The 22,669-nt window shown below is 33.5% G+C and carries 19 protein-coding genes; 16 read left to right on the forward strand and 3 right to left on the reverse strand.

Annotated features, from left to right (window positions below; translation table 11 throughout):
- Positions 1 to 99 precede the first annotated feature (99 nt).
- Both rlmD and OZX63_RS02600 read left to right on the forward strand, forming a co-directional pair.
- Complete coding sequence (gene rlmD / locus OZX63_RS02595) at positions 100 to 1,446, forward strand: 23S rRNA (uracil(1939)-C(5))-methyltransferase RlmD (RefSeq protein ID WP_277144315.1); 1,347 nt, start codon at positions 100 to 102, stop codon at positions 1,444 to 1,446.
- Positions 1,447 to 1,814: 368 nt separating this feature from the next.
- Positions 1,815 to 4,550, forward strand: coding sequence for an ATP-dependent RecD-like DNA helicase (locus OZX63_RS02600; RefSeq protein WP_277144317.1), 2,736 nt, complete (start codon positions 1,815 to 1,817; stop codon positions 4,548 to 4,550).
- Positions 4,551 to 4,974: 424 nt separating this feature from the next.
- Here the strand turns inward: OZX63_RS02600 and OZX63_RS02605 are convergent, their stop codons facing one another.
- The gene (locus OZX63_RS02605; RefSeq protein ID WP_277144319.1) at positions 4,975 to 5,712 is read right to left on the reverse strand and encodes a DNA methyltransferase; all 738 of its coding nucleotides are present in this window, start codon (positions 5,710 to 5,712) and stop codon (positions 4,975 to 4,977) included.
- Between the two features lie 114 nt (positions 5,713 to 5,826).
- Here OZX63_RS02605 and OZX63_RS02610 point away from each other — a divergent pair, with 114 nt between their 5' ends.
- From OZX63_RS02610 to OZX63_RS02645, 8 genes are all read left to right on the forward strand, one after another.
- Positions 5,827 to 6,675, forward strand: a complete 849-nt coding sequence (locus OZX63_RS02610; RefSeq protein ID WP_277144321.1) for a DNA adenine methylase — start codon at positions 5,827 to 5,829, stop codon at positions 6,673 to 6,675.
- An 11-nt stretch (positions 6,676 to 6,686) separates the two neighbouring features.
- Positions 6,687 to 7,460 carry a site-specific DNA-methyltransferase gene (locus OZX63_RS02615; RefSeq protein ID WP_277144323.1) on the forward strand — a complete coding sequence of 258 codons (774 nt, stop codon included), beginning with the start codon at positions 6,687 to 6,689 and terminating at the stop codon, positions 7,458 to 7,460.
- A complete protein-coding gene (locus tag OZX63_RS02620) occupies positions 7,457 to 8,386 on the forward strand; it encodes a type II restriction endonuclease (protein ID WP_277144324.1) in 930 nt (309 codons plus the stop codon). The genes OZX63_RS02615 and OZX63_RS02620 overlap by 4 nt, the downstream gene beginning before the upstream one ends.
- 6 nt (positions 8,387 to 8,392) lie before the next feature.
- Positions 8,393 to 9,712: a hypothetical protein gene (locus tag OZX63_RS02625; RefSeq protein ID WP_277144326.1), complete on the forward strand. Its 1,320-nt coding sequence runs from the start codon at positions 8,393 to 8,395 to the stop codon at positions 9,710 to 9,712.
- The gene (locus OZX63_RS02630) at positions 9,702 to 11,660 is read left to right on the forward strand and encodes a DUF262 domain-containing protein (RefSeq protein ID WP_277144329.1); all 1,959 of its coding nucleotides are present in this window, start codon (positions 9,702 to 9,704) and stop codon (positions 11,658 to 11,660) included. The genes OZX63_RS02625 and OZX63_RS02630 overlap by 11 nt, the downstream gene beginning before the upstream one ends.
- A gap of 110 nt (positions 11,661 to 11,770) precedes the next feature.
- Positions 11,771 to 13,276, forward strand: coding sequence for a gluconokinase (locus OZX63_RS02635; protein ID WP_277144331.1), 1,506 nt, complete (start codon positions 11,771 to 11,773; stop codon positions 13,274 to 13,276).
- A gap of 67 nt (positions 13,277 to 13,343) precedes the next feature.
- The gene (locus OZX63_RS02640) at positions 13,344 to 13,811 is read left to right on the forward strand and encodes a GNAT family N-acetyltransferase (protein WP_277144332.1); all 468 of its coding nucleotides are present in this window, start codon (positions 13,344 to 13,346) and stop codon (positions 13,809 to 13,811) included.
- A gap of 248 nt (positions 13,812 to 14,059) precedes the next feature.
- Positions 14,060 to 15,259, forward strand: coding sequence for an amidohydrolase family protein (locus tag OZX63_RS02645; RefSeq protein ID WP_277144334.1), 1,200 nt, complete (start codon positions 14,060 to 14,062; stop codon positions 15,257 to 15,259).
- A 69-nt stretch (positions 15,260 to 15,328) separates the two neighbouring features.
- Here OZX63_RS02645 and OZX63_RS02650 read toward each other — a convergent pair whose 3' ends face one another.
- Positions 15,329 to 16,195, reverse strand: coding sequence for an AraC family transcriptional regulator (locus tag OZX63_RS02650; protein ID WP_277144336.1), 867 nt, complete (start codon positions 16,193 to 16,195; stop codon positions 15,329 to 15,331).
- Between the two features lie 157 nt (positions 16,196 to 16,352).
- Here OZX63_RS02650 and OZX63_RS02655 point away from each other — a divergent pair, with 157 nt between their 5' ends.
- The 6 genes from OZX63_RS02655 (at position 16,353) to OZX63_RS02680 (ending at position 21,714) form a co-directional block, all read left to right on the forward strand.
- Complete coding sequence (locus OZX63_RS02655) at positions 16,353 to 17,669, forward strand: PTS transporter subunit EIIC (protein WP_277144338.1); 1,317 nt, start codon at positions 16,353 to 16,355, stop codon at positions 17,667 to 17,669.
- A 1-nt stretch (position 17,670) separates the two neighbouring features.
- Positions 17,671 to 19,167, forward strand: a complete 1,497-nt coding sequence (locus OZX63_RS02660) for a glycoside hydrolase family 1 protein (protein ID WP_277144340.1) — start codon at positions 17,671 to 17,673, stop codon at positions 19,165 to 19,167.
- Between the two features lie 33 nt (positions 19,168 to 19,200).
- Positions 19,201 to 19,539: a PTS sugar transporter subunit IIB gene (locus tag OZX63_RS02665; protein WP_277144342.1), complete on the forward strand. Its 339-nt coding sequence runs from the start codon at positions 19,201 to 19,203 to the stop codon at positions 19,537 to 19,539.
- A 28-nt stretch (positions 19,540 to 19,567) separates the two neighbouring features.
- Entirely contained in the window at positions 19,568 to 19,918 is a 351-nt protein-coding gene (locus OZX63_RS02670) for a PTS lactose/cellobiose transporter subunit IIA (protein WP_277144344.1), read from the forward strand.
- Between the two features lie 88 nt (positions 19,919 to 20,006).
- The gene (locus OZX63_RS02675; protein WP_277144346.1) at positions 20,007 to 20,828 is read left to right on the forward strand and encodes a Cof-type HAD-IIB family hydrolase; all 822 of its coding nucleotides are present in this window, start codon (positions 20,007 to 20,009) and stop codon (positions 20,826 to 20,828) included.
- A 520-nt stretch (positions 20,829 to 21,348) separates the two neighbouring features.
- On the forward strand, positions 21,349 to 21,714 hold the full coding sequence (locus OZX63_RS02680; protein WP_277144348.1) for an ester cyclase: 366 nt from the start codon (positions 21,349 to 21,351) through the stop codon (positions 21,712 to 21,714).
- A 105-nt stretch (positions 21,715 to 21,819) separates the two neighbouring features.
- Here the strand turns inward: OZX63_RS02680 and OZX63_RS02685 are convergent, their stop codons facing one another.
- Complete coding sequence (locus OZX63_RS02685) at positions 21,820 to 22,620, reverse strand: MurR/RpiR family transcriptional regulator (RefSeq protein WP_277144350.1); 801 nt, start codon at positions 22,618 to 22,620, stop codon at positions 21,820 to 21,822.
- Positions 22,621 to 22,669: the final 49 nt, after the last annotated feature.

Below are 22,669 nucleotides of genomic sequence, written 5' to 3' on the forward strand. Positions count from 1 at the left end.
TAGGCTACCTAGTGAAGTAAAAGAGAGTAAGTAATTACTTTTCTCGCATTTTCCTGTAAAATAGAGATGTTAATCAGTGTTTGTAAAAAAGGACGAAAGATGGAAAAAAATCAAATTATCGACTTAGAAATCACCGACTTGTCTTACGAGGCAATGGGAGTAGCGCATTATGAAGGGATGACGGTCTTCGTCACCAATGCGCTGCCAGGTGAAACGGTTAGTGCCAAAATCTTAAAGGTCAAGAAGCGGTTTGCTTTTGCCAAAATCGAAAAGATTATTAAGGAAAGCCCTGACCGGGTAAATATCAAGCTTAACCAATGGGTGCAAACAGGTCTGGCATCACTGGCCCACATTAAGTATGACAAACAATTGGAATTCAAGCGCAATCAGGTGGTTAACTTATTGCAAAAGGCTCATTTGGACAATGTTGAAGTTGGTCAGACTTTGCCAAGTCCAGAAGAGACAGGCTACCGCAACAAGGCGCAGGTACCGGTGCGGACAGTTAACGGACAATTGGAGATTGGCTTTTTTAGACGGCATTCACACGACTTGGTTCCACTAACTAATTTCTTTACGACCGATCCCGAAATTGATCGCGTTTTGGTTGCCGTTCGTGACATTTTGCGTGCCAGCAAGGTGCCAGCTTATGACGAAATTCATAACAAGGGTGAGGTGCGCTATCTTGATGTGCGCCGCAGTAAGGCTAATGGTGAACTGATGGTCATCTTGGTTTGCCTGCATAAGGATTTCCCTCAATTAGAAAAAATTGCCGCAGAAATCAAGAAAATTGAGGGCGTTACTAGCTTAGTCTTGAATTACAACCCGAAGAAGACCAATGTTATTTTGGGTAAGGCTGACTACTTAATCTTTGGTAAGCCGCAGATTGTTGACCAAATTGGTGATGTTAAGTTTAGAATTTCGCCAGAAAGTTTCTTCCAAATTAATTCGCTGCAAACACCAAGATTATACGACTTGGCAATTAAGCAAGCTGACCTGCAGCCAACTGATACGGTGATTGACGCTTATTCTGGTATTGGAACGATTGGCTTGAGCGTTGCCAAGCACGTGAAGAGTGTGCGCGGGATTGAAGTTGTGCGGGATGCCGTTAAGGATGCTAACGATAACGCTGAAATGAACGACATTCACAATGCTAAGTACTTTGTTGGCAAGGCCGAAGACCTGATGCCGCGTTGGGCTGATAAGGGAATTACCAGCGATGTAATTTTCGTTGATCCACCAAGAAAGGGTCTAACGCCAGAATTTATTGCTGGTGCAGTTAAAACCGGTCCGAAGAAGATTGTGTATATCTCATGCAATCCGGCAACTCTTGTGCGCGACTTGCAAGAATTCCAAAAGCTGGGTTACGACTTCAACCGGATTGATCCTGTTGATATGTTCCCACAAACGCCACATGTCGAAGCAGTTGCAGTGCTAACGAGAAAATAGAAAAAATAAATCAAAGATACTAATCTAGATTATAATAATTTAGATTAGTATTTTTTGATAGGATGTTATACCAAAAGAGTATTAGTCAGCTTAAAATTCGTGTAGTTATACATAAAATATAGTGGATTAAATCTATAATCAAAAATTATAAATAGGTTGGACTTAATTTTTATAAACTAATATATTATGTATCAATAATTCTATAAAAGCAATTGCTAAAAAACTTTGTTTAATCAGAGTTTGCTTATGATTACCTGGGTATATTTAAATATAGAATATAATATGCTGATTTTTAATTGCATATTTGATACAATATATAATATACAATTAAAAATATAAAAATAAATATATTAAAGAGCGAATACAAAATGAATAATGAATTAAATAGTCAAATTTTAACAATAAACGATAATGTATGTAGACATATTAAGAATATTAAGTTTGGTAATAGAGGAGAAGAATCTCAAGATATATTGGCACAGCTAAGAAATTTTGTTGAAGCCATAATGGTAAAAACTTATTATTTTGATAATAATATAAAGTTAAGCGAATATAATTATGAAGAAATACAAAAATCTATATCGTATGTTCAATCTAAATCAAAATATAAATTTTTAAATGATTTTCACGATCTATTGCAAGTGTCAGAATCTCATTATACAGTAAATTATGATGGTTCCGAAAGATTAATGTTGAAATATATGGAGTATCTTATAAAAATAAAAAAATATAGTATAAATAAATTTGGTTTGAAGATATTATATAATTTATCTGAGTTCCCATTAAATTTGGACAAAACTACACAAAAGTATTATTTAAAAATAGTGGAAAAAATTAAAAATCATAATAATAAAGAGTTAAAATCAAATGGAAAGTTTTATATACAAAAAGAAAAGCCTTTTTTTATTGATGAGAATACTTATTATGAAATAACTTTTGTACCCGCAAATGACTATGTGAATAAGTTTGATAGAGTAATAGCATTTAGTGATTTTAAAATCGTTACTAATTATGCAGTTGAATTAGCATTTGTGCAGGAATATATATCATATTTTGGAATTGATACACCCATATTAATTATTACAAAATGGAAATCTTCTATTAGAGATTGCGAATACAAAAATTTCACTTTCTTAGTTACTGGTGAGTCGCATTTTTTAAGAAATAAGGAAAAAGAAAGAATTTCAAATGTAATTACTCATACCGGTTTTAATCTGTTAGAAATAGTTACTGCCTCAGATGATATATTTAATAAATTTATTGCATATGTAACTGCTAATACTGTGAATAATAGTTTTACATTTGCTGAAGTATTAAAAAAATGCAGAAAAATCATTCTTAGTCAAAGCCCCGGTGAAAATTTACTTAGATACTTACTATATAATATGAATAATCGAATTATAAAGAATCAAATTTCTTACGAAAATTGTAATAAATTAAGTCAGTTATATGCTAAATATGGATGTATATTATTTGATAATCTTCCTTTAAATTTTTCTTTAGTAAATCATAATCCTAAGATAATGGACTTATTTTATTGTATAAATTTAAAAGATAGGCAAGATGAATTCCTTGCAAGAAAAGTAAAGAATAACTCCGAGGAACATAGAATTTTATTTACTTCATTAAAGGATTTAATTGATTTTGGTAATAAAGAAGAAATATTAAAACTAATTAAATCTTATAACGAGAAGATATGGTCAAAAATTGAGGATGATAATAAGCTTACTGTTTATTGCGATTGTCTGTGTATAAGTAAATATGTTAAAGATACTTGCTATATTATTAATAAATTAGAGAATATGACAAAAAATGGTGTGAAAAATTATTCTAATTTTGTTAAAAGTTGGCTTAAAAGTAATAATGGTAATAACGTTGATAGTGAAAATAAAGCGAATATTTTAAAAAATATGTTTGTTAATTCGAGAGTTGCATTAATATATGGGTCTGCAGGTACAGGAAAATCATATTTAATGAATCATGTTGCACAACTTTGGGATAAAGAAGATAAATTATTTTTAGCACAAACTAATCCAGCTATTAATAATTTGAAATCTAAAATTACAGCATCCAATTCGACTTTTTTGACTATAAATAAATATCTAAATTCTAAGGATGATGTGTTTTATGATTTACTTATCATTGATGAGTGTAGCACTGTTAGTAATTGTTTGATGAGGAAAATTATAGAAAAGTCACAGTATTATTTATTAATATTGGTAGGAGATTCATTTCAAATACAATCAATTAGATTTGGAAATTGGTTCAGCATGGCTAAAAATCTTCTTAATAAAAATTCAATTTATGAATTAAAAGAAACTTATAGGACAAAGAATGAAGGCTTAAAGCTACTTTGGGCTAGGGTCAGAAATATGGACTCCAAAGTTTTAGAGTCGCTAGTAAAAGGAAGTTATTCTACTAATTTAAATAAAAATATTTTTGAACATACAGACAATGATGAAATAGTCTTGTGCTTAAATTATGATGGGTTATATGGCGTAAATAATGTCAATAGACTTTTACAACAATCAAATAAAAACAAACCAATAAGTTGGGAATTAAATAACTATAAAATAGGGGATCCAGTATTATTTAATGATTCACCTAATCTGTCTCCGTTAATTTATAATAATCTTAAAGGTAAAATATGTGATATAAGAATATTGAATGGGGGAACTGAATTAGAACAAATACAATTTGATATCGAGGTTAATGCCGTATTTAATGAAATAGATACTTACAATTCAGGATTTACTTTAGTTAAAGAGCCGTCACTTGGAAAAAGCATCATTAGATTTGCAGTGAATAGAGAGAAAAATATTGATAATGATACAGATTATGTAAATAATACAACAATTCCATTTGAAATAGCCTATGCCATATCAATACATAAAGCTCAAGGATTAGAATACAATTCTGTAAAAATTATAATTACTGATGAGATAGGCGAGATGATAACTCATAGTATTTTTTATACTGCTATTACAAGAGCTAAGAAACAGCTAAAAATTTTTTGGAGTCCAGAAATTGAAAATAGAATATTGAAAACTATTAAACCATATGAAAGGAAAAAAGACATACATTTAATTAAAAATATATTATAAAAAAGAGGAAGTAACTATATGTAATTCACTTAAATTATAAAATTTAATTTATAATTAATTATTAATGGCCTTTTGCTACCGTAGCGGTAAAGTATTCCTTGGTATTTTTTAAGTTAATTAGATTATCTAAGCTGTAGAATATTTATTTGTGCTAATAATATTATTTTATTGTGTAGCTAACTTATTTCACTAGATATTGTCTATGCATTATTTATATTTGAATGTGGTGCTGTTTAACATTGAACAGTATTAATAGTAGTATGTCTAATATTGTTTTTTTAAGATCGAATGAGATAATTAGGATTTCTAAATTATTATTGTTATATTTAGAACTTGAAAATTATATAATACATTTTCAAGACGGTAGTTAATAGAAATTTAAATTGATTTGTATTGCACTAAAAATATTATAAAACAGTTGTAGCTAGTATTTTTTAAATACAAATAAGTATTCATGCTGCAATAGTAAAAAATCTAAATTTTTTGCTTGTTTCCATTTTTGAGTACCCTTCATATTGAATTGTTCTTTAATAACAATTTCTTTAAGTTTAAATTTGTTGCTTAAGAAAATCTGTAATATTTCTAAGCCCAATGGTTTAACATAACCATTTTTTCTAATGTCACCGATTAAGATTGCACAATATTTATTATTCTTAAGCACACGATGCGATTCTTTAGCGACTTGATCCATTTTTAATAAGAATTTTTCATAGGTTAAGAGTGATAAATCGTCTTTTTGATTTTGACTGTATTTAATAATGTTTGCATAAGGCGGATGTGTACAAATTAAATCAATTGAATTGTCTGGTATAAAGTTTAAATTGGTAGCGTTGCCTATTCCCAAATATGATTTAGTATGTTTTTGAGTTAAAAAATTTAATTTCTTTTTAGAAATATCAATTGCAGTTGGATTAATGTCAATGCCAATACCAATTCGATTTAATAATTTAGCTTCAATTAAAGTTGTACCACCACCAAGAAATTGATCTAACACGATGTCATTTTCTTTTGAGTATCTTAGAATGATGTTGCGAGGAATGTAAGGTGAAAAATTGCCGCGATATTTACTATTATGTGTTGCCCAATAACCATGATCTGGAAAAGACCAAATTGAAGTTTTTTCTAAATTAAAGTTTTCAGGATAAAATTTTAAATCGTTCATAAAAATACGTCTCCTTATAAATAGGTACGTATTTTTTTGTCAATTCACTTTGTAAAGGGTAATATATTGAATAGACTAGAGTTTGTTGAGCCAACTGAAAGGGATTTTTAATTTATGGAAAAGCAAGTAGCATTAAGACCAATTACAAAATGGGTGGGAGGCAAGAGACAATTATTGCCTGAATTGCATTCTTTAATGCCATCTTCGTATGATATTGACTCTAATACCTACTTTGAACCGTTTCTTGGCGGAGGGGCAATGCTATTTTCTTTGGCTCCTAAAAAAGCTGTTATTAACGATTTGAACGCTGACTTAATAAATCTCTATCGTGTTGTACGTGACAAGCCTGAAGAATTACTAAAGCTGTTGGAAGAGCATCAAGCCAACAATTCAAAAGAATATTATTTGAAGGTTAGAGCAGAAGATCGAAATGAAAATTTTAGCAATTTAACTAAAGTTGAAAGAGCTGCTAGATTATTGTATATGCTTAAAGTTGATTTTAATGGTATGTATCGTGTTAATTCAAAAGGACAATTTAATGTGCCATATGGTCGATATAAGAATCCCAAGATAGCTGATTACGAAAACATTATGACTGTGAGTGAATATCTTAATAAAAAGGGAGTAGAAATTTATCACGAAAACTTTAGTGAGACAGTACAAAAAGCAGATAAGGGGGATTTAGTTTATTTTGATCCACCATATATTCCTTTGTCTGAAACGGCTAACTTTACGTCTTATACCTCTGAAGGATTTAATAATAAAGATCAAGAAGAATTAAGAGATCTGTTTTTTAAATTATCAAATAGGGGAGTGAATGTAATGTTGAGTAATTCAGATACACCTAAGACTCGCGAAATGTATGCTAAAGCTAATATTCATGAAGTTCAAGCAAATAGAGCTATAAATTCGAATGCAAAAAAACGTGGTAAAATTGGTGAGTTAATAATAACTAACTACTAGAGGGATGCTAAATGAAAGAATTTTATTCTGATAAATTAGTGACTTTATTTAAAGAAGATGCATTTAATTATTTAAAATCATTAGCTAATGAAAGTATTGATTTAATAGTTACAGATCCGCCATATTTTTTAAGTAATGGCGGCTTCTCTAATAGTGGCGGTAAGATGGTTAGTGTAAATAAGGGTAAGTGGGATGAACTTGATCCGGATTCTGCAGAACAATTTTATTTGGAATTGCTTAAAGAATGCAAACGGGTTCTAAAAATAGATGGAACACTTTGGCTATTTGGTACATTACATAATATTTATTTGTTAGGTTACTTACTTAATAAGAATGATTTTAAAATTTTGAATAATATTACATGGCAAAAAAGTAATCCCGCTCCTAATTTAAGTAGAAGAATGTTTACACATTCGACTGAAACAATTCTCTGGGCACGAAAAAAAGATGGTAAGCAATATTTTAATTATGATTTAATGCGAGCAGAGAATAATCATAAGCAAATGAAGGATGTATGGACTACATCAACGATTTCTAGATCTGAAAAAAGATTTGGAAAGCATCCAACACAAAAACCATTAGCATTATTAAAAAGAATTTTAGAAGCTTCGTCAAAACCTGATTATTTAATATTAGATCCGTTTATTGGGTCAGGAACTACAGCAGTTGCTGGAAAACTGTTAAATAGAAAAGTAATTGGTATAGATTCGTCTGAAGAATATCTTGATATTGCTGTTAAGCGTTTGAGAGATTATAAAAATGAAAAAGTGGGAAAAATAAAATGAATTATGCAGAGTATATAAATTTAAGTAATGAGGAAAAATTCAACTATTTCATGTCTACAATTTTTCCTACTAACCGGACACCTAAATATTGGGTAAATTGGGATAAAGTTCGCAAAAATATTCAAGAATATGAATTATCCTTAAATACGCTTAATTATTTAGTGGGTAAAGATAATATTATGGACGAAGCAAAAATGTTGTTCCAGGCTCAGCCACAATTGTTAAGAGCAATTCCAGTTTTGTTGGCTAGTAGAGATGCAGAGTTGACTGTGTTGGAATTAGCTGATGATGGAGCTATGAATCATTATGATGTTAATTTTGATAAACCTGATATTAGTAAAATTGATATTTATTTAAAATTTATGGAAGAGACAGGATTATTAGAATTTTTACAAAAAGATCTAAACCAATCTTTGGTAGATTACGTTTATGGTGTGGAAACTGGATTAGACAGTAATGCACGTAAAAATCGTGGTGGAACGCAGAATGAAATAATCTTAGAACGAAATTTAAAAAGTTTGTGCAACTCGAATCCTAATTTGGAATATAAAACACAGGCTACTAGAAATGTTATGAAAAAAGATTGGTCTATTGATGTTCCAGAATTATTGCCGGAGGGTAAAAAGGGTGGAAGACGCTATGATGGAGCAATCTTAAATCGAAAAACAAATAAAACCTATATTGTTGAAACTAATTTTTATGGTAGTGGAGGCTCAAAGTTAAAGTCAGTTGCTGGTGAATTTAGTAATATGTATATTGAAAGCTTGAAAGGCCGTCAAGACATAGATTTTATTTGGATAACTGATGGACCTGGTTGGAAGACTGCTCGTAACCCATTAAGTGAAGCCTTCAATGCTATACCTAAAATTTTTAATTTAAATATGATAAAAAATGATTTTTTGTCAGACGCGGTTAAAGGTTTTTAATAATCAATGACTAGAAATGATAAAGCTTGGGAAAATATTTTTAATATATTTCAATTGAATAACAAATTTAAAAATACACAAGTATATAAAATCAGTGCAGATGAATTAAAAAAATATTCTCATGAAGAACCTAGATTAATGACTAAATTTGACTGGTCCAAAGCAAGACCACAAATTTTCAAAGATAATAATATCTCTAGATTACCCGATTCGCGTGGAACCTATGTTCTTGGAAAATTTAAAGCATACAAGAAATTGGATGTAAATGATATAAAACCGATAAAAGTCAAATTACCAAGTTGGATTAAATCATTTAATGGCATTAATATTACTTCTGAACAAATGGCATTGAATGTTGCACAAGCGACTGGAATGATTGATAAAGTTTTAAATGAACTTTCTCTCATTAGTAAACCTGAGCCAGTAAGTACTATAACTGGAAGAAAAAGTTCTGGTAAATTTAATTATAGTATCGATTTATATGATAATAGTAAGTATGACTTTCAAGTTAATAACAGTCAGATGGAAATAGATGGTGCATTTGAGGGATTAAATAGTTTAATGCTAATTGAAGCTAAAAGTAAGATACCACAAGACTTTTTAATCAGGCAATTGTATTATCCATATAGATTTTATTATAATTTAAATTTGAATAAATGTATTATTCCGGTTTATTTTACTTATACTGACGATATTTATACTTTTCATATTTTTAAATTTGATGATGAAAGTAACTATTCAAGTATTTATAAAATAAAACAGATAAGCTTTATAGTTGATAATGATAAAGGTATTTCTGTTGAAGATGTTAAAGAAATTAGTGCGAAGAGTACAAATAAAACAAAAAAGGCAATATTTCCTCAAGCCAATAATTTTGCTTTAATGATAAAAATACTTAATTTTTTAAAGAAACCACAAACAAAAGTGCAAATTGCAAAAGAGTGTGCTTTTGATCCTAGACAAGGTGATTATTATGCTAATGCACTTATCTATCTGGGTTTGGCCGAAAAAGAAAAGGTTCAGGGTAAATTTAACTTTAAATTATCAAAATTAGGAAAATATGTTATTAGTTTAGATAGTCTTAATAAAAGAAATAGAATAATTATAAAGCAAGTTCTATCCCAAAAAACATTTAATGATATTTTTAAATATATAATAAAAAATGATTTAAGAATACATAGTAAAGTTGTAAAAAATATTTTATTAACCAATGAAACGTCTATTAATGGTGATACTATCAACAGAAGATATAGTACAGCTATAAGCTGGATGAAGTGGATTTTTGATAGGATGAACACTGAGAAAGAGTTAATTATTGAAAGCTGACACCACACATTTATTTGATTTTTTAGCACAGAACAAAACTATTTTTGAAATTCCTGTTTTTCAGCGAAACTACGAGTGGGACGAAGAGCAGTGTGAGCAGATTTTTAACGATCTTGTACTTGCTGCACAAAACAATCGCGATCATTTTATTGGGACGATTGTTTATGTTTCTGAGACTGGTTCGAATCTAAGTCATCTCAATCGCATTATTGATGGGCAGCAGCGATTGACAACTTTAACTTTGTTGTTAAAGGCAATAGCTAATCAGGATGAAGAACATCGCCAAGAAATTGAAGAGGAATTTTTATTTAATAAATATTTAGCTACCAATAATCATTTGAAGTTTAAGCCGATTGAGCATGATATTGCTGCTTTTAATGCGGTGATGAATAACAAGCTGGCAGAATGTTCTGAACCATCTAAGATTATTGAAAATTATCACTTTTTTGAGCAAAAAATACAGAATAGTCCATTTAAAATTGCTGAATTATATCAAGCGATGAATCATTTTGAATTAGTTTTGATTGAATTAGAACATGACAATAGTGAAAATCCTCAAGAAATTTTTGAAAGCTTGAATTCAACTGGGAAGTCCTTATCAGCATCAGATTTAGTTCGTAACTTTTTGTTAATGGGGTTAAATACTGATGAGCAGCAGCAATTGTATCAAGAATACTGGCTAAAGATTGAAGCACTTTTTTCAACGAAGACTTTTGCAGAATTTTTGCGGCATTATTTAATTATGCAGACGCGTGCAATGGTTAAAAAGGACCATGTTTATGCTGCCTATAAGAATTTCTTTTATGATAAACAATTGAACTCTGAGAGTGCCTTGCGTGAGCTGACTAATTTCGCTAGACTTTACAAACAATTATTAGAGGCAAATACTGCGTCGCCAGTATTAAATAAAATTTTGTTGCACATTAACGTTATGGACAGCAGGGTTTTATATCCATATTTGTTAAAATTGCTAGCAGATGAAGAAATTGATTCAGATCAAATTATTGAACTTATGGCAGTACTTGAGAATTATTTGTTTCGGATTAAAATTTGCAGCCGATCGACAAGTGGTTTAAATAAGATTGTAGTGGCGCTTTGTGAAGACGACGATTATTTATTGGATCGAGAACTTAGACTTTTAAAGAATACTTTTCCAAGCGACAGTGAACTAAAGGCTAGTCTGATGACCACTAATTTATATAAGTTGCGTAATAACATGGCTAAGTTAACTTTGGTAATGCTAGAAGAAAGTCGCACTAAAGAAGTAATTAACTTTGAAGATGCGCAAGTTGAGCATATTATGCCGCAGCACTTAACGACCGACTGGCGTGTGCAGGTCACAAATGCGGATCGGGTTAATGAGCAATATGGTGGCAGCTTGGGTAACTTGACGTTGACTAAGTACAACCAAGAAATGAGCAATCGAACTTTTACAGAAAAGAAAGAATTTTACCGTGATTCAAACATTAATTTAACTCGTGAAGTTGCGCAAAGTTATTCTAATTGGGATGAAACAGCGATAACTACTAGAGCTAAACAGTTAATTGCGGAATTATTGCAGATTTTTCCTAAACCGAAGGTTTATAGTGAGAAGCAAGCTGAGCAGATATTAGCTGGTGAGTATAATCTTACTGATGAAGTCAATATTACTGGTAGAAAACCTACTTCACTTACTATTGGCGATACCAACTATTCAGTGACATCTTGGCGCTCAGTTTTAATTACGTTGCTGGATTATCTTTGGGATGAGGATAGCAGCAATTTAACGCAAATAAAGCAGGATCCAAGTTTACAGAAAAAGTTATTTTCAAGTTTGCGTAGCCCATCAACTTTGAAGAATGGCCTTCAAATTGAAACTAATTATTCAGCTCGTGATATTCTTGCAATTATGACGAAAATTGCTGAGGTCTGCGATATTACAAAGCAAGTAAGCTACACTATTAAATAAATTTCCCAAAAAAGTTTTTTCACCACGATGTGAGAAGACTTTTTTAATGTGCTTAAAAGCCCAATTACGCGGTATACTTAAAAGAAGGAAAATAGACACAGGAGGAAATTGTGGATTATTCAATTGGCATTGATATTGGTACGACAAGCACTAAGGCGCTGCTATACCATGACAATCAGGTGGTTGCCAGCAGTCATCGAGGTTACAAGTTGTTTCGTGATGAAACAGGCATGGCAGAAGAAAATCAGGCAGATATTCTGGACGCAGTTGTTGAGGTTTTGCGTGCGGTCATGACCAAAGTGAATTTTCAGGATGACAATTTGGCATGTATCGCTTTTTCCAGTGCTAATCAAAGCCTGATTGCCTTAGACAAGGATTTTCATTCGTTAACGCGGTTACAGACTTGGGCCGATACCCGTTCAGCGAAGTATGCGGCGGAGTTAAAGGCCACGCCGCTGGGGAAGAAGATTTATCAAAACACGGGAACGCCAATCCATCCCATGTCGTTATTGGCTAAAATAATGTGGCTGAAGCGCGACAGGCCAGAAATTTTTCAAAAAGCTGCTTATTATTGCGGCATTAAGGAATATGTTATTTACCACTTATTTGGCGCTTGGCAAATGGACATGTCGGTTGCTAGTTGCACGGGTTTGTTTAACATAAAAGCTTTAACTTGGGATGAAGTTGCTCTGCAGACTGCGGGAATTACGGCCGAACAGCTGCCGACAATTGTTGATGTGTACCAACAATTGCCTAAGCTCAAGTCCAAGTATGCCAGCTTGATTGGCTGTCCTGAAGATGTCACCTTTATTCAGGGAGCATTTGATGGCGCCTTATCCAACGTTGGCTTGGGAGCAACTGAACAGGGTGTGATGGCGCTGACTGTTGGCACTTCTGGTGCACTTCGAGTGATCACCGACCATCCCGTTCTTGATGAGCATGCAAGGACATTTTGTTATCTGCTTGATAGTAAGCATTACGTGGTTGGTGGTTCGGTTAACAGCGGCGGCAGCGTGTATGAATGGGCGGTTAGGAATTTGTTGCCGCAGGGGAGTAGATTGCCTTACGAGCAAGCAAGCTCTCTGGCAGCTCAATCACCTGCAGGTGCTCATGGCCTAATTTTCTATCCATTTTTAGGTGGTGAACGAGCACCGCTGTGGGATGCCAATGCTCGCGGCGCCTTTTTCGGCTTGAGCCAAGTACACGACCAGAGTGATATGATCCGCGCTGTGCTTGAAGGCATTGCTTACAACCTGAAGCATGTTTTGCAAATTCTTGAAAAAGTTGTTGGGCATCCTAGCGTCGTTCTTGCAGCTGGGGGCTTGGTGAAGTCAAAATTGTGGTGTCAAATCTTGGCAGATATTCTCGAATATCCCGTTGTTGTACCTGCCGACGTTGAATCGTCTTGCTTGGGAGCAAATATTGTGGGGATCAAAGCCGTGCAGAAGATTGCTGCTTTTAAAGATGGAGCACAGCAGCACGACGTGCAAGCCAAGTTTTTGCCCACCCCCGCTAATTTGCCTAGGTATCAACAACTATTCAAAATTTACCGCGATTTACTGACAAAATTGCAACCAGAATTTGCTGCAATTACTGTAATCCAAAAGGAAGGATGATATTATTTTAATTTCTAAATCTGTTGTATATCCTAATCATGAGTACCGTGAGGCTAAAAAATTATATTTGGCTGCATTTCCCAAGTGGGAACAATTTCCGTTGTGGCAGCTCAACTTGATGGCGTTGCACAAGCGTGTCCAGTTTAAGACGCTTTATGATCATGAAAAATTTTGCGGGTTAGTCTATTATGTTGTGGGCGAACGCATTATTTATTTAGTCTATCTGGCAGTTAATCCTGACTTGCGCGACCAAGGCTATGGCACGCAAATTTTGGAACATCTTAAGGCAGAATTCCCTGATCAGCAATTGACCCTAGATATTGAGCCGGTTACTAAGAGTGCTAAGAATTATCGCCAACGTGTGCGACGACTGCGGTTTTACCAGCGGAATGGTTTTCACCCGACATCTGCCAAACTAAGGGATAGTGACGGGCAATTTCAAATTTTGATAACAGGTAAGAAGCTTAATAAACCATCGGTGATTGCAACGCTCAAGCAGATGAGTTCGGGCTTTTATCATTTTAAAATTGAATAAATAAAACGTCTTTTCGCAGTTAAGTGAAGAGACGTTTTTTAATAAATTGGTGTTATTCAAAATCATAGTAATTCTAGGAGGATACAAAGTTATTTTTGATGATTAAAATTGTATGAGATTGATTATAAATTAAATATTGCGATTTAGCAACAATTTTATCGCAAATTTTGTTGTAAAAAATTACCAGTAATCATAAAATATAATCATTAAATTAAAAATAAATAAAAATATTAATCAAGGAGTAATTTATGACAACTTTATACACAAATTGCAATTTATTCGATGCAGAAAATGAAGAACTGCAACGCGATGCATGGTTATTAGTAGATGATGATGGATTAGTTGGGGCTAGTGGCCACGGCCCAGAACCAGCTACTGATGAACGAGTTGACTTGCAGGGTCAGTACGTGATTCCGGGGTTGATTAACGCCCACACGCATATCATGATGGATCCGATGAATAACCACACGGCTTATTTGTCGGAAACAGAGGCGACTGTTAACGCAATTAAGAATTTGAAGGTTTTATTGCATAACGGGGTAGTGGCAATTCGCGACTGTGGTGCTGTTAGTGACACGGACATTAAGTTAATGAAATTGATGCATCAAGGTCGAGTTGAAGGTCCAGAAATTGTGCCTTCAGGTAGACCGATGAGTATTTTGGGTGGTCATGGAGATTTTCCAGAAGGTGATGACGGCAGGGATGTTTGGGGGCACTTGACTAATTGTGGTGCTGATATGCGTCAAGCGGTGCGCGAAGAATTCAAGCATGGCGCCAAAAACATCAAGGTCATGGCAACAGGTGGCGTAATGTCGCCAACTGACCGCGTTGATGATACTGAGTTGAGCGCTGAAGAACTAAATGTAGCAGTTGAGGAAGCCCACTCTAAGCACATGACGGTAGCTTCACACGCTCAGGGAAATCGCGGGATTCAATTGTCGCTCGAAGCCGGCGTTGATTCGATTGAGCATGGTGTCTATGTGGACGAGAACCAGATGGATATGATGATTAAGCAAAAGACCTGTTTAGTGCCGACGATGAATGCTTGTCAATGTATTTTTGATGCTCCCAAAGGTTCAATTCCCGACTACATGCTTGCTAAGAATGCTAAAGTCAAGAAGGCTTTCTTTGAAAATATTAGCAAGGCAATCAAAAAGGGTGTGCGCATAGTTGTTGGAACTGATGCCGGAACCCCATTTAACCGGTTTGATAATGGGACAACTACGGAAATGCAGCTGCTGGTTGAGGTTGGCGCAACACCGCTGCAGGCTTTATTGGGTGCAACCAAGTACGCTGCGGAATTAATCCAGCTTAGTGAGGATTATGGTACTTTGACTGCTGGTAAGAAGGCCAATTTCCTTGTTTTGAAGGATAACCCGCTAGTAGATATTAAGGCAGTTGCTCAAAAGGATAAACTGGTTTACCAAAATGGTAAGTTAGTAGAATAGGTAGAAATAATTTTTAGATTAAGACTAGCTTCTGATATTTTATCAGTGCTAGTCTTTTTGCTTATCTATTTAATTTTCTCTTTTATTAGTTGATGTGCGAGCTTTATTGTTACTGCGATATTCCTGTGGGTTATAGCCGTAAAGCCGTTTAAAGTATGTACTAAAAGCTCTAGAATTAGAAAATCCATTTTTTAAAGCGATTTTAGTGATTGATAAATCAGTCATTGTTAAATCAAAATAAGCATGCTTCAATCTAGCATTAGTAAGATATTCTGTATAAGACATACCGGTATGCTTCCTGAAAAATTTAGAAAAATAGGAAGGAGAATAAGAAAAGAATGCAGCAGTATCTTCTAAAGTAAGTGGCTTCTCATAATTTTGTTCAATATACAGCATCATATTCGAAATTGTTTCTTCATAGCGCTTAGATTTTCGGAGTGATTCCTCATTAGAATTGCTTATTTCCATTTTTGTTAACAGTAAATAAATAATGTCATTTATGCAAACATTTGCTCTAAATTCAATACCACGAAACTTTTCTTCGCTCTGAATTGCTCTTAATTCTTCAATCCGGCTACGTAAAATTATTAAGTCCTGAAAGTTTTCTTTGGTTTTCTGGGTATTAAATTCTAAAGAGGGAAATATCTCTTGATAACTGCCTAAGCATTCCTTATTTATAGTTAAAGTGAGAATTACAAAGGGTGTTTTTGCTTCATACGAATGTGCTTTCGTACTATTAATAAACAGGATTTCATCCTTGTGTATTTCATGCTGCTTGGAACCAATTCTTACAGTTGCCATTCCGCTATAACAAAGTAAAAGTTCAATCGAATTATGCCAGCGGCTAGGAAGATAATATTTACCAGTATCGTGTTTAATCACTTGTACTGCGTACTTTTGACCGACTTTATAATTCATAGATTTATAACCCATCATGACTTCCTTTCTCAAGACGTTTTACTGAAAGACAAATTTTTACACAATAGGTGTCAATTTTTATCTTTTTGGTAGCGCTTTAACGTAATACCATAAAGACAGATTAAGTGCTTAATTTCAATTTGTCAAAACTTTTTAGAGGAAGGATTATTCTCAAATGAATGAAAATAAAATGTCACTTACTGACCGTTTTACCGAAATAGCGGCCAAAATTGGCAATATTACTTATTTAAAAATTTTAAGAGATGCTTTTCAAGTAATTATGCCAATGTTCGTTTTAGCTGGATTGGCTACCTTATTAAATAGTGTAGTATTTCCAGCTGTGGCCAAAGGGGATTTGTTAATCAAATTACAAACCTTTGGTACTTTGTTAAATAATGCCACTTTAAATATTTCTGCAATGCTTGTTGCACCAATGATTTCATACTATCTTTGCAAAACAAGAAAATTTGATAATCCAATGACTGCCGTCATAGTTACTATTGCTAGTATGTTTGCAATTATGCCAATTACTAACCAAGTAGCTGCTGTTAATTCAACTAAAATGATTAACGTGGCTAACATTGTTACTTACGATAAAATCGGTACTAACGGGATGTTTGCCGGTATTATCATTGGCTTTGTCGCTACTGAATTATTTATTAAACTATCCAAATTAAAGTCCTTGAAGATTAATTTAGGACAGGGGATACCACCTGCAGTTGCTTCAAGCTTCGAATTAATGCTTCCAATTTTTATCACTATTGGCGTAATTTGTTTGGTATGTACTTTATTGATTGACTTTTGGAACACAAGTTTAGTCGATGTTATTGCAATGGCCATTCAAAAGCCATTAACCAAAGTGGGTAATAGTTTTGCTGGTTTTACGTTCTTGTTCGGCTTGGCCAACTTTGTATTTTCAATTGGTATTCATCCATCAACCATTACTAGTTCAATTATGAAAGCACCCTTAATGGTTGCCATGAATGAAAACATGTCAGCTGCAGCTGCCGGTCATACAGCACCAAACATTATTAACTATTCTTTCCGGATCATTTTTGGCCAAATTGGTGGTACGGGTGCAACTTTGGGATTATTAATTGCTATCTTGTTATTTACTAAGTGGAAGCCTTATAAAGAAGTTTCTAAATTAGCTTTAGCACCAGCTATTTTCAATATTAATGAACCAATTGTCTTTGGTTTACCAGTAGTCTTCAACGTATCATTAATGATCCCGTTTGTCTTTGGACCAATTATGGGAACTACTATTGGTTACATCGCAACAGCTATTGGCTTTATTAAGCCGTTAACCGTTTTAGTACCATGGACAATCCCACCATTTGCTAATGGTTTCTTAGCCAGCGGCGGTGACTGGAAGGTAGTTGCCTTGCAAGTCATTATTGTTATTCTACAAGCCTTACTTTACCTGCCATTCTTGAAAGTTTCTGAAAGAATTGCTAGAAGAGAAGCTGCTGAAGCAGAAATGGAGAAATAACATGACAAATAGTATTTTTCCAAAAGACTTTTTGTGGGGCGGAGCAATTGCTGCTAACCAAGTTGAAGGTGCCTGGTTAGCAGACGGTAAATTACCTGATGTTACTGATACTGTTGTAGGTATTCACTCTAAACATCCTTCTATTAAATGGAACAAAGATAAGTCTATTTGGGAATTAAACCTAGACCCCAATAAAGTTTATCTTTCTCATGAAGCCATTGATTTTTATCATCGCTTTGATGAAGACTTGCGTTACATGCAAAAAATGGGCTTTAAAGCCTTTAGAACCAGTTTTGCTTGGTCAAGGATTTTTCCTAATGGGGACGAAACAAAGCCAAATGAAAAGGGCTTAGAGTTCTATGACAAAGTGATCGATACAATTATTAAATACGGTATGGAACCGGTAATCACATTAAGCCATTACGAAACACCGTTTAATCTGCTTGCTAAATACGGTGGTTGGACTAATCGCAAAATGATTAGCTTTTTCAACAAGTACAGTCAAACTGTCTTTGAGCATTTTAAAGGACGTGTTAAATATTGGATGTCCTTTAACGAAATCAATAATGCGATGAAGTATTCATACGTAGCAGGTGGTATTTTACCAGTTCCACCTAAAAATCCCGATGACCCGTTAAATGAAATTAGCGATCAGGATAAGTTTCAAGCTAGTCATAATATGTTTGTAGCACATGCAGTATCAATCAAACAATTACGAGAAATTGACCCTGAAGCCAAAATGGGTGTGATGTGTTCCTTTTCGCAGATAGCTGTTTATCCTAATAACCCTGACCCAGAAAACGTGCTGGGAGCTTATCAATTTTCACGCAGCGCTCTGTTTTACACTGACGTAATGTGCCGTGGTCACTATCCAGCATACATTAAGCGTATCTGGAAAGAACATAACTCAGCACCAATAATTAAAGACGATGATTTGGAATTAATTCAAAAATACACTTCTGACTATATCGGCTTTAGTTATTACAAGAGTAGTCTTTACGATAAATCTATCCAAATGAAAGTTGATACTGGTGGGGCAGTTGGTTTAGACAATCCATACCTTACTATTAAAGCTCCTAAGCCGTGGAGCTGGCCAATTGACCCAATTGGCCTGCGCTATGTTTTAAACATCCTAGCAGACCGTTATGAGTTGCCATTATTTATCGTAGAAAATGGTTTAGGACTTGATGAAAAGCCTGATGAAAATGGTATTATTCATGACCCAGCACGTTGTCAATATTTGAAGCTGCATATCGAGCAGATCAAAGAAGCTATTAAAGACGGCTGTAATGTTATGGGCTATCTATGGTGGGGACCAATTGACTTAGTTTCAGCTGGAACTGGCGAAATGAAAAAACGTTACGGTTTTGTCTTTGTTGACCGTAATAATGATGGTACTGGGACGCTTGAGCGTTCGCAGAAGCAAAGCTTTGATTACTATAAACAAATTATTGAAACTAATGGTGAAAATTTAGATTATAGCAAAATTGAAAAATGATAATTTATAAAAACTAAGGTAGGTATATGAATTATGGCTAAAATTAATATCATGTTGAATTGTAATCAAGGCATGAGCACTTCCCTGTTGGTTACAAAAATGCAAGAAGCAGCAAAAAGTCAAGAAATCGATGCGAATATTTTTGCATGTGCCGCTTCCGAAGCAGACAAGTTTATTCAAAAAGGCGACATTGACTGTATTCTTTTAGGGCCACAAGTAAAATACATGAAAAATGATTTTATTAATAACAAAGCTAAAGGAACTGGTAGGAATGGCAAAGATATACCAGTTGATGTCATTAGCATTCAAGACTATGGCATGATGAAAGGCAAAGAAGTCTTAAATAACGCTATTAGATTAATTAATGCGTAATAGCCTGTATATATAGTAAGGATACAAGATGACTGAATTAACTGATAAACAACAAGAAGCTCTGCAAGCGGCAATGACTTTGATTGCTAACGGAGGTAATGCGAAGAGTCTAGCTTTTGAAGCTATTAGAGAAGCCAAAAAAGGCAATTTCGAAGAAGCACGTAATAAGCTAAAAGAGTCAGATAAATCACTTTTAGAAGCTCATAATTCGCAAACTGCTATGCTTACTAGAGAAGCTCAAGGGAATCATACTCAGGTCACGCTGTTAACCGTTCACTCGCAAGACCATATGATGAACGCTATTACATTCCGAGACTTAGCTGGCGAAATGGTTGACCTTTACGAAAAGCTTTATAAAAGTAATGTAATTAAGAAATAACAAATAGGGCTTGGTTCTGATTGAATCAAGCCTTTGCTGTGCTATTTATAAACTGACTATATTGTTATATTTAGAGGGATGTAAGGTAATGAATGTAATTAATAAAGAAATTAAGCTTATAGGTATTGATGTTGACAATACTCTAGTTAACGCAAAAAAAGAAATAACTCCGGAGGTAAAAGACACAATATCAGCTGCACGATCACAAGGGATAAAAGTAGTAATTTGTACAGGTAGAGCTTTATCGGGTGTAACAAAGTATCTTAAAGAGTTAGAAATAAATAACCGTAATGACGAATATATTGTCGGTTTTAATGGTGCGGTTGTTCAATGCACAAATGGCAAGCTTTTATCTGAAAAACACCTTTCATATCAAGATTACCTAGTTCTTGAAGAAATAAGCCGAAAAGAGCAGCTGCATTTTCAAGCAGTAGATGCGGAACGTATTTATACTGCTAACCGTGACATTGGCCACTATTCTGTCTACAATTCTCGCATTGTAAACATGGAAATCTCTTATCGAACTAAAGAAGAAATGGCAAATATACCAATTTACAAGTGTATGTTTCTTGATAAGTCTAAATTACTAGACAAATTTGAAAGTGATCCGCTGTTTGCAAAAGCCAATCTAGTTTCAGACATTACTAGAACAGAACCAATCTACCTTGAAGGTGTAGCAAAAAACACAGATAAAGGTACTGGGCTTGCAATTTTATGCAAACACTTAAATATTAGGCCAGAAAATGTTATGACTATTGGGGATGAAAGCAATGATATTTCAATGATTAAATACGCTGGAATTGGTGTAGCAATGGGGAATGCCGTTACTGACGTTAAAAAGGTTTCTAACATGATAACCAATGATTGCGAACATAATGGGGTGGCCAAAGCTATTCAAGCAATTCTTTAACAATTATTAGTTTAGCTTTCAATATTTATATGCTAGAATAATCGTATAAAGAAAAAGAGCCAAGCTTGAACTTGGCTCTTAAAAGATGTTTCCGCTTAAAAGGCGGTGGCACAGTTATATTAGACTAAAGAAGTCGTCACACACTGGCTAAAGTAATGGGCGGCTTTTTTAGTACACTTATTTTTTGTGATTGTTGTCGATATACGACAGCAACGCCAGAATAAACATACCGAATGTAAACATCAGCATTAATGCTTCGTAAACGCTCACTAGCTGCTATACCTTTCAATAATTTGCTCCATGTTTCCATAGGCAACCATCTCCTTGGAATTAAACAGCCACCGCCCTTTAGCTTTATTCATCTTTGAATTAATTATAGCAAAATATTTCTATAATTTTGAACTTATTTTGACATATTTTTGAAAAATTAACGTAGTTTTTTATTTCAAATTAAAAAAGTGCTTACGAATAAAAATTATACTTAGTACAATATCTGAGTAAAGTCAGATGGAGGAAAAGCATGTCAAATAAAGAATTAATCATAAAATTTTACAATGAAGTTTTTACTAATCACGATTTAAGTAATTTAGACGATTATATGGCTGATAATTATCGTCAGCATAGTCCAGAAGTTGCCGATAAAAAGAGCGGTTTTATCGCATTTATCAAACAGTTTTGGCAGTTTAATCCTAAAATTGAGATGCTTGCAGTAACTAGTGACGAAAATATGGTACAGGTGTTTTTCAAATGTACGCTCGAAAATGGGCACATCAATAAAGTGTGTGATATTTATAGGATTGCAAACGGAAAACTGCAGGAGCACTGGGATGTGATTGAGCATAATGTTGAAGATAAAAAGACAGTCAGTGGTAATTCAATTTTTTAGTTGATCAAATATTTTTATATACACAAAAAGAAACATAACTATTTAGTATGTTTCTTTTTTATTTACAGTTTAAAGTTAAATTCAAAAAAACTAGTAGCAATTTTGTTATTTATCTCCGATAGCCTTTCTAGTATTTTGCATGGCTTCTTTAAAACTTTGTTCTTCTTGTAAGTATGAGGTCAAAATATCAATCAAATACATGTTTGAAAATTGGGAATTTATAAATTTTTTGTTATTGGCAAACCTAGGATTATATACATGAAAAGTAAGGTCACTTAATTGAGCTACTGGATTATCTAAATAACTTGTAATAGAAACAATTTTTGCTTCTTTCTTCTTTGCAAAATTTAGTGTTTTAACAACGCAATCAGTTATACCACTATTGGATACTGCAAAAAACAAATCATGCTTAGTAGCAATGCTTGCTCGCATTTGCATCCAGTACGGATCATCAATACTTAAAGCATCAATGCCCATTCTCATTAATCTTAAGCCAAAGGTTCGAGCAGAGGTACCTGAACTACTAGCACCAATTACAATAATTTGCTTTTGCTTTTTTAATAGATTTACGAATTCTTTAATCAAATTTTGGTCTACCATTTGCTGAGTATTTTTTATAACTGTTTGATAAAAATCAAATACTTCATTTAAAATGTCATTTTCTTGTTCAGGAGCAGTACTAATTAAATGTTGTCCAATATTAATCTTCATGTCTGAATAACTTTGGCAACCAATTTTTTTAACAAATCTGGTTATTGAAGCACAAGATGTAGAGGTCTTTTTTGCCAAGTCTTTAATCTTCATATTATTTATTTGAGGACTATTTTGTAAAATATAATCTGCGATTATCTTTTCGTTTTTAGAAAAAATTAAATAATTTTTTTGGATAGCAACTAGTGGATTCAAAATATTTTCCTCCTCGTAATAGCTAGATATATATGCAATAAAACTCTCT

It is taken from the genome of Lactobacillus sp. ESL0700 (assembly GCF_029392095.1).
Lineage (GTDB): Bacteria > Bacillota > Bacilli > Lactobacillales > Lactobacillaceae > Lactobacillus.

Bases quoted from the DNA above. Each gene is read 5' to 3' on its own strand.
- rlmD (WP_277144315.1), top strand. From the start codon at position 100: ATGGAAAAAAATCAAATTATCGACTTAGAAATCACCGACTTGTCTTAC.
- OZX63_RS02600 (WP_277144317.1), top strand. From the start codon at position 1,815: ATGAATAATGAATTAAATAGTCAAATTTTAACAATAAACGATAATGTA.
- OZX63_RS02605 (WP_277144319.1), bottom strand. From the start codon at position 5,712: ATGAACGATTTAAAATTTTATCCTGAAAACTTTAATTTAGAAAAAACT.
- OZX63_RS02610 (WP_277144321.1), top strand. From the start codon at position 5,827: ATGGAAAAGCAAGTAGCATTAAGACCAATTACAAAATGGGTGGGAGGC.
- OZX63_RS02615 (WP_277144323.1), top strand. From the start codon at position 6,687: ATGAAAGAATTTTATTCTGATAAATTAGTGACTTTATTTAAAGAAGAT.
- OZX63_RS02620 (WP_277144324.1), top strand. From the start codon at position 7,457: ATGAATTATGCAGAGTATATAAATTTAAGTAATGAGGAAAAATTCAAC.
- OZX63_RS02625 (WP_277144326.1), top strand. From the start codon at position 8,393: ATGACTAGAAATGATAAAGCTTGGGAAAATATTTTTAATATATTTCAA.
- OZX63_RS02645 (WP_277144334.1), top strand. From the start codon at position 14,060: ATGACAACTTTATACACAAATTGCAATTTATTCGATGCAGAAAATGAA.
- OZX63_RS02650 (WP_277144336.1), bottom strand. From the start codon at position 16,195: ATGATGGGTTATAAATCTATGAATTATAAAGTCGGTCAAAAGTACGCA.
- OZX63_RS02655 (WP_277144338.1), top strand. From the start codon at position 16,353: ATGAATGAAAATAAAATGTCACTTACTGACCGTTTTACCGAAATAGCG.
- OZX63_RS02660 (WP_277144340.1), top strand. From the start codon at position 17,671: ATGACAAATAGTATTTTTCCAAAAGACTTTTTGTGGGGCGGAGCAATT.
- OZX63_RS02665 (WP_277144342.1), top strand. From the start codon at position 19,201: ATGGCTAAAATTAATATCATGTTGAATTGTAATCAAGGCATGAGCACT.
- OZX63_RS02670 (WP_277144344.1), top strand. From the start codon at position 19,568: ATGACTGAATTAACTGATAAACAACAAGAAGCTCTGCAAGCGGCAATG.
- OZX63_RS02675 (WP_277144346.1), top strand. From the start codon at position 20,007: ATGAATGTAATTAATAAAGAAATTAAGCTTATAGGTATTGATGTTGAC.
- OZX63_RS02680 (WP_277144348.1), top strand. From the start codon at position 21,349: ATGTCAAATAAAGAATTAATCATAAAATTTTACAATGAAGTTTTTACT.